This is a genomic window from Clostridium sp. KLE 1755, from assembly GCF_000466465.2.
Lineage (GTDB): Bacteria > Bacillota > Clostridia > Lachnospirales > Lachnospiraceae > Eisenbergiella > Eisenbergiella porci.
This window is the reverse complement of record NZ_KE992729.1, coordinates 47,915-48,885: the sequence shown is the minus strand read 5'-3', so window position 1 is coordinate 48,885 and position 971 is coordinate 47,915. Positions and strand designations below refer to the sequence as shown.

Annotated in this window: 1 protein-coding gene; it reads right to left on the bottom strand. The window is 53.7% G+C overall.

Annotation, left to right across the window (positions count from 1 at the left end; genetic code table 11):
- On the bottom strand, positions 1 to 971 hold a 971-nt coding region (locus HMPREF1548_RS30065), incomplete at both ends, for a pyocin knob domain-containing protein (protein ID WP_021637559.1).

Sequence of the window (971 nt, the reverse complement as noted above, 5' to 3'; positions counted from 1 at the left end):
TTTTATAGGTTCCGGCCGATGCGCCGCTGTTGGGATGGGTATACACGGTATCCGTAAATTTGGCGTTGGAGGGAACCGCCGCCGCAACGGTGACATTGGACCAGGATCCCCAGGCGCCGTTTGATTTTACACGGATGTATTTGGGTACGGCCCTGGCGTCCGCGCTTGCCGTAAACTGATATACCTCCTGGTACAGGTAGTTGGCGTTATGGGCGGTAACGCGGCCGAAATACCAGCCCGTTGACGGGGCGTTTGCGGCATCATTTCCCATATAAAAACCATTTGCCGCCGCCGAGTTCCAGTCCGTGATGGTTTTGCAGAAATCAGTGAGAAAGCGGTGGGTGGAATCCTCGGTTATCATGGACGCGGGATGGGAAGCGGGGTGGGTATATTTGTTTGCCCCTTCGGCGATGCCGTTGAGCTTGCTGAGAAGGGCGGCTGTAAAATCGTTGGTTGACAGGCCTTTGCCGCTGACCTTGTCCACTTTATTGGAGACGGTGTTCCATTTGTCGAGCATGGCCTGGGTAAGCGTATCCAGGATGCCTTTATTGGCATGTGTGTGGTTCTGGCTGGTGTCGATGTCCGCGGAGGTAAGGTAGCCGGGATCGTTGGTGAACTGGGACAGCTTTGTGGGCATGTCGGAAATCTGTGCCTTTGTGTGGGTATGGGAGGACGGCGGGAAAGAGGACGGCTTATTCTTGATAAAAGCATTGGAAGCGGAATCGGTACTGCTCCAATCCGCCTGCACATTGACCTCTGCGCCGGCGGCAATGCCGTTAAGCTTATTTAAAAGAGCTGCCGTAAAATCATTGGTGGATAACCCCTTGCCGCTGACCTTGTCCACTTTATTGGAAACGGTATTCCATTTGTCCAGCAGTGCCTGCGTAATGGAATCCAGAATGACTTTGTTGGCATGCACATGATTCTGGCTGGTATCGATATCCGCGGAGGTAAGGTAGCCGGGATCGTTG